Annotated in this window: 6 protein-coding genes; 1 reads left to right on the top strand and 5 read right to left on the bottom strand. The window is 59.4% G+C overall.

Annotated features, from left to right (window positions below; translation table 11 throughout):
- The 5 genes from WLY71_RS29015 to WLY71_RS28995 all read right to left on the bottom strand — a co-directional run.
- Nucleotides 1–912 (bottom strand): methyltransferase (locus WLY71_RS29015; protein WP_347806307.1); only part of this gene is annotated, 912 nt, incomplete at its 3' end.
- Nucleotides 893–1,582: an ABC transporter permease gene (locus tag WLY71_RS29010; RefSeq protein WP_347806306.1), complete on the bottom strand. Its 690-nt coding sequence runs from the start codon at nucleotides 1,580–1,582 to the stop codon at nucleotides 893–895. The genes WLY71_RS29015 and WLY71_RS29010, both read right to left, overlap by 20 nt.
- Nucleotides 1,579–2,274, bottom strand: a complete 696-nt coding sequence (locus WLY71_RS29005; protein WP_149416717.1) for an ABC transporter permease — start codon at nucleotides 2,272–2,274, stop codon at nucleotides 1,579–1,581. Before WLY71_RS29005 ends, WLY71_RS29010 begins: the two co-directional genes overlap by 4 nt.
- Before the next feature lie 78 nt (nucleotides 2,275–2,352).
- Complete coding sequence (locus WLY71_RS29000; RefSeq protein WP_347806305.1) at nucleotides 2,353–3,099, bottom strand: ABC transporter substrate-binding protein; 747 nt, start codon at nucleotides 3,097–3,099, stop codon at nucleotides 2,353–2,355.
- A gap of 13 nt (nucleotides 3,100–3,112) precedes the next feature.
- The gene (locus tag WLY71_RS28995; protein WP_007897462.1) at nucleotides 3,113–3,886 is read right to left on the bottom strand and encodes an ABC transporter ATP-binding protein; all 774 of its coding nucleotides are present in this window, start codon (nucleotides 3,884–3,886) and stop codon (nucleotides 3,113–3,115) included.
- A 561-nt stretch (nucleotides 3,887–4,447) separates the two neighbouring features.
- Between WLY71_RS28995 and gabP the strand changes: the two genes are divergently transcribed.
- Nucleotides 4,448–5,839, top strand: a complete 1,392-nt coding sequence (gene gabP / locus WLY71_RS28990) for a GABA permease (RefSeq protein ID WP_347806304.1) — start codon at nucleotides 4,448–4,450, stop codon at nucleotides 5,837–5,839.
- The last annotated feature ends 276 nt before the right edge of the window (nucleotides 5,840–6,115 follow it).

Here is a 6,115-nt window from a genome sequence, read left to right as displayed (position 1 = left end):
GTATTCGTCTATGCCGCGCAGCTGCCGTTGCAGCAGGTCGAAGGCCAGGCGTCGGGCCATGGAGGTGTCACGCTGACGTCGGACGCGAGCGCCAGCGGTGACGGTTTCGCTCATCGGTAGCGAAAGATCATCGAGGGACAGCTGTAGGTTGGAGCGCTTGGCCGACGAGGAAAGCGGCTGATACTCGCTCAGACTGATCCGGTTGTAGCAGCAAGGCGCGATGGCTAGTTGTTTGCAGCCAGCGGCACTGGCGAGTTGGATCAGCCGCACATGCAGATCACCGCAGGCGTGCAGCGCTACCGGCGTGTGGGCAGTATTTAACAAAGAGGCGGCATCCGCAGCGAGTACATCTTGCTCGACATGCAGTGCGTGCAATTGATGACGCTGGCTGAGTGCCTGACCGCTGGCGACCAGCGCCGGGTCGTATTCCAGGCAAGTGAGCTGCTGACCGGTTTGCAACAATCGCCGCCCCAAATGGCCCTTGCCCGAACACCAATCAAGCCAATGCTTCGGTGCAGAGACAAACGCCAACCGGCTGGCAAACGCCTCAATCTGCTGCCACTTGCGCCCCGGCACATCGACATTCAACCGATGCCCAGCCGCTTCAAGCGCATGCCTGGGCAGTTCACCCACTGCGCTCAGCTCAAGCGACAGCGCCGCCAGCGAAGCAAAAGGCTCCGGCGCATCCAACAGAGCAGGTTGGTTATGAGCATTTTCCGCATCCTCCAACGACCTGCCGCGTAGCCATACAGACAACTCGGGGTAGGACGCTTCCCAAGGAAGCTGCAGATGAGTAAACGGCCGAGGCTTCCACAGCGCCTGATGCTCGATCAGAAAAGCATCCAGCGCCGCGAAACGGGCGAGTAACGCCTCGCCCGTCAGCACGCAGGCATCAACGCCCTTGGCAGGCATCGACGCGCAGCCAGCGCTCCAGCAGCTTGAAGCCGCGAACCAGCACATAAGCCATCAGCAGATAGAACATCCCCGCCGCGAAGAAGATCTCCACCGGCAGGTAGGTCCGGGCAATGATGGTACGGGCCATGCCGGTCAGTTCCAGCAGGGTCACGGTGCTGGCCAGGGCGCTGGCCTTGAGCATCAGGATCACTTCGTTGCTGTAGGCCGGCAGACCGATGCGGGCGGCACGGGGGAGGATGATGTAGACCAGCGCTTTGGTCCGGGACATGCCCAGGGCGCGCGCCGCTTCGATCTCGCCCGGTGGAATCGCCTGGATCGCGCCGCGCAGGATCTCGGCGATGTAGGCCGCGGTGTGCAACGTCATGGTCGCCGTGGCGCACCAGAACGGATCGCGCAGGTACGGCCACATCGAGCTGTTACGGATCGCGTCGAACTGCGCCAGGCCGTAGTAGACCAGGAACAGTTGAACCAGCAACGGCGTACCACGGAAAAAGAAGATGTAGCCGTAGGGGAATGCGCGCACGTACCAGAGTCGTGACGAGCGCGCGATGCCCAGTGGAATTGCCAGCAGCAAACCGGCGATCACGGCGATGGCCACCAGTTCCAGGGTCAGCGTCGCGCCCTGAGCCAGTTTCGGCAGCCACTTGATGATGACTTCCCAGTTCATTGGGTGCTCCTCGCGAAGCCGCGAGCGGCGCGTTTTTCCATGAAGTACATGCCGGTCATGGCGAGAACCGTGAGGCCCAGGTACATGAACGCGGCCACCATATAAAAGGTGAACGGCTGCTTGGACACGGTTACGCCGATTTGCGCGTGACGCATGATTTCTTCCAGGCCGATGACCGATACCAGGGCAGTGTCTTTCATCAGGATCATGAACAGGTTGCCCAGGCCGGGCAGGGCGATGCGCCACATCTGCGGCATGATCAGTTTGGTGAAGATACGGAATTTCGACAGACCCAACGCCACACCCGCTTCGCGGTGACCTTTGGGGATAGCCAAAATTGCGCCACGGAACACTTCCGTGGCGTAGGCGCCGAAGCACAGCCCCAGCGCAATCACGCCAGCGGCGAAGGCATTGAGTTCGAGGTCGGGGTTGCCGAAGAACTCGCCCAGGGCACGCATCAGGTTGACCGTGCCGAAGTAGATCAACAGCACCCAGAGTAATTCAGGGATGCCGCGAACCAGTGTTGAATAAGTGCCGCCAAGCCATTGCAGCGGCTTGTACGGGGAAGTCTTGGCCAAGGCGCCGAGCAGACCGAGTACCAGCCCCAGGCACAAGGCCGAGAGTGCCAGTTTCACAGTCATCAGCGCGCCAGCGGCGAGCGCCGGGCCGAATCCGTAGAGATCGATAGTCATGGATTTCTTTTCAAATCGCGGCAGGCAATGCCAGGGACTGGCGCCGTCAAACAACGGCGCCGGCCCGGCAGGTCAGAATCAATAGATGCTGAACGGGAAGTACTTGTCGTTGATCTTTTTGTAGGTGCCATCAGCGACGATTTCTTTCAGGGCGAGGTTCAGCTTCTCGCGGATAGCGTCGCCTTTACGGACAGCGATACCGATCTTGTCGCTTTCTTCCACCGGGTCGCCCTTGAACTCGTAGGACCGGCCGGCGTCGCTTTTCAGCCACTCGTAGTTGACGTACTTGTCGGCCAGGATGCCGTCCAGACGACCGGAAGTCAGGTCGAGGTAGGCGTTTTCCTGGGTGTCGTAGAGTTTGACTTCAACGCCTTCCATGTTGTCTTCCAGCCAGGTGCCGGCGAGGGTCGCACGTTGTGCACCGATCACTTTGCCTTGCAGAGAGTCCTTGTCGGTTTTGAAATCGACGTTTTTCGGTGCGATGAATTGCAGCTTGTTGGAGTAGTACGGGTCGGTGAAGTCCACCGCTTGCTTGCGCTCGTCGGTGATCGACATCGAGGAGATCAGGAAATCGAACTTCTTGGCGTTCAGGGCCGGGATGATGCCGTCCCAGTCGGACGTAACCACGGTGCATTCGACTTTCATCTTGGCGCACAGGGCGTCGCCGATTTCTTTGTCGAAGCCGACGACATTGCCACTGGCATCTTTGTTGTTGAACGGCGGGTAGGCCGCTTCGATGCCCATCTTCAAGGTCTCGGCGGCAGCACCGGCGCTGAAGGCCAGGGTGACGGCAGCAGCCAGGAAGATTTTTTTGTAGTTCTGCATGCGGGTAGCTCCGTTAGCGGTTGCTGGACATGAATTGTTTGCAGCGCGCCGAAAGCGGGTTTTCGAACACCTGCTGTGGCGATCCTTGCTCTTCTACCAGGCCCTGGTGGAGGAACACCACCTCGCTGGACACCTGACGGGCGAAGCCCATTTCATGGGTGACCAGCAGCATGGTGCGGCCTTCTTCGGCCAATGCGCGGATGACATTAAGTACTTCCTGGACCATTTCCGGGTCAAGGGCGGAGGTGGGCTCGTCGAACAGGATCACCTTGGGCTGCATTGCCAGCGTGCGGGCAATGGCCGCGCGTTGTTGCTGGCCGCCGGAGAGTTGCGCCGGGTAGGCATGGCGCTTGTCCGCGATGCCGACCTTGGCCAGCAAGGCTTCGGCGACTTCGATGGCTTCGGCTTTGCTCTGACCGAGCACCCGGCGCGGGGCTTCGATGATGTTGTCGAGCACGCTCATGTGCGGCCAGAGATTAAAGTTTTGAAACACAAAACCGATCTCGCTGCGCAGGCGATTGATCTGCTTGCCGTCGGCAGCGACCAGTTCGCCGTTTTTTGCGGCTTTGAGCTTGAGTTCTTCGCCGGCCACCAGGATTTGTCCCTGATGCGGGTTTTCCAACAGGTTGATGCAACGAAGGAAGGTGGACTTGCCGGAACCGGAAGAACCCAGGATCGAGATCACGTCGCCGTCGCGGGCGGTCAGCGAGATGCCTTTGAGCACCTCAAGCTGTCCGTAGCGTTTGTGCAAGTTGCGGATTTCAAGCGCGGGCGTGGCCTCAGCCATGTGCGTTCCTCATAGTATTTCGCTCCTGCTATTGGCGGCCTTCCTGGCGAGGCGGCCAAGCTAGCATAGCGTTGGAATGGCAGCCAACAGCGCTACGGGCGGTAAACGGGTGGCATGTGGCACGTTGTCGCATCGGTGCAGCAGACTGTCGCGCTGCTATCAACCGAACAGCCGTTTGAACCCTGCCTGTCGATAAAAAGGCTGGGGCTGTTCCAAAAAAGGGCGCGATGTTGCCAGCTTTGGCGGGGGGTTGGAAGCGCTAACCGGCCAAACGTTCCTGATCCGCACTTTTATTGTGCGTCGGGCATTTTACGGGTGTGTTTCTGGTGCGCCGTTTCGTTCTGAAAGTGAGTCGCAGGGTAACGCTCTGGCAAAGTGCCATTAATTTCAATGGGTTGCGATGACTGTCCGGTCTGGATGAGATCGCCGTGGCAGACGGCTTTGAAACATTTTGGCGCAATTATTGCGTGCAGAATCCGGAACGCCCCGTTGGTTTCTTTTTACGAGAAAGAAATTCAGGCGGGATGCATGCATTCGCTTTTCCTTACAAAGGTAGTTTCAATGAGCAGTACCCCAAGCTCCAATGGCCTCGAACAGGGGCTCAAACCACGTCATGTGACCATGCTGTCGATCGCCGGGGTTATCGGCGCCGGCCTGTTCGTCGGCTCCGGCCACGCCATCGCCGCCGCAGGCCCAGCCGTGCTGTTGGCTTACGCTGCCGCCGGTATGCTGGTCGTGCTGGTGATGCGCATGCTCGGCGAAATGGCCGTTGCTTCGCCAGACACAGGCTCCTTCTCGACGTATGCCGATCGCGCGATCGGTCATTGGGCCGGTTTCACCATCGGCTGGCTCTACTGGTGGTTCTGGGTGTTGGTGATTCCGCTGGAAGCCAACGCCGCCGCGACTATCCTGCATGCCTGGTTCCCGAATGTGGCGATCTGGGCCTTCACCTTGGTCATCACCTTGCTGCTGACGGTGACCAACCTGTTCAGCGTGAAGAACTACGGTGAATTCGAATTCTGGTTCGCCCTGGTCAAAGTCATCGCGATCATCGGTTTCATCGGCCTCGGCATTCTGGCGATCTTTGGCTTCCTGCCGAACAGCCAAGTCAGCGGCGTTTCGCACCTGTTCGACACCCAAGGCTTCCTGCCAAATGGCATGGGCGCAGTGTTGGGCGCGATCCTGACCACCATGTTTTCCTTCATGGGCACCGAGATCGTGACCATCGCGGCCGCGGAATCGAAGAACCCTGGCCAGCAAATCTCCAAGGCCACCAACTCGGTGATCTGGCGGATTGGCTTGTTCTACCTCGTGTCGATCTTCATTGTTGTGGCCCTGGTGCCATGGAACGACCCGGTACTGGCAGCCGTCGGCTCCTACCAGACCGTGCTTGAGCGCATGGGCATCCCGAATGCCAAGCTGATCGTCGACATCGTGGTGCTGGTTGCTGTGACCAGCTGCCTGAACTCGGCGCTGTACACCGCCTCACGCATGATGTTCTCCCTGGGCAAACGCGGTGATGCACCGGCCGTTTCCCAGCGCACCAACAAGAGCGGCACGCCGTACTGGGCCGTCATGTTGTCCACCGGTGCTGCGTTCATCGCGGTTTTCGCCAACTACGTGGCCCCGGCCGCCGTGTTCGAATTCCTGCTGGCCAGCTCCGGCGCTATCGCGCTGCTGGTGTACCTGGTGATCGCGATTTCGCAATTGCGTATGCGCAAGCAGCGCATGGCACGCGGTGAAAAAATCGCCTTCAGCATGTGGCTGTTCCCGGCCCTGACCTACGCGGTGATCATATTCATCGTTGCGGCCCTGACCATCATGCTGTTCCAGGAAGCGCATCGCGTGGAGATCCTCGCGACCGGTCTGCTGAGTTTGCTGGTGGTGGCTGCCGGTTTGTTTGTGGCTCGTCGTCGCAAGCTGCAGAAGATGGGTGCGGTGGTGCTGAACTGATTCGTACCGCATAACGCAAAACGGCCGCTGTCAGTGATGACAAGCGGCCGTTTTTGTTTCTTCCTGGCAGCGCACGCCCTGTAGCAGCTGGCGAAGCCTGCGTTCGGCTGCGAAGCAGTCGTAAAACCTGCGCACGAGGTAATTCTGAAGGACCGCATTGTCTGACTTCACGACTGCTTCGCAGCCGAACGCAGGCTTCGCCAGCTGCTATGTATGGACTCGGCCCCACTGTCTACCCGCTTTTGAAAAACCGCCGCCCCGTTGCATCTATGTATC

It is taken from the genome of Pseudomonas rossensis, assembly GCF_039888995.1.
Lineage (GTDB): Bacteria > Pseudomonadota > Gammaproteobacteria > Pseudomonadales > Pseudomonadaceae > Aquipseudomonas > Aquipseudomonas rossensis.
Note: the sequence above shows the minus strand (reverse complement) of the source record. Positions and strands in the feature narration are given on the sequence as shown.

Bases quoted from the DNA above. Each gene is read 5' to 3' on its own strand.
- gabP (WP_347806304.1), top strand. From the start codon at position 4,448: ATGAGCAGTACCCCAAGCTCCAATGGCCTCGAACAGGGGCTCAAACCA.
- WLY71_RS29010 (WP_347806306.1), bottom strand. From the start codon at position 1,582: ATGAACTGGGAAGTCATCATCAAGTGGCTGCCGAAACTGGCTCAGGGC.
- WLY71_RS28995 (WP_007897462.1), bottom strand. From the start codon at position 3,886: ATGGCTGAGGCCACGCCCGCGCTTGAAATCCGCAACTTGCACAAACGC.
- WLY71_RS29000 (WP_347806305.1), bottom strand. From the start codon at position 3,099: ATGCAGAACTACAAAAAAATCTTCCTGGCTGCTGCCGTCACCCTGGCC.
- WLY71_RS29005 (WP_149416717.1), bottom strand. From the start codon at position 2,274: ATGACTATCGATCTCTACGGATTCGGCCCGGCGCTCGCCGCTGGCGCG.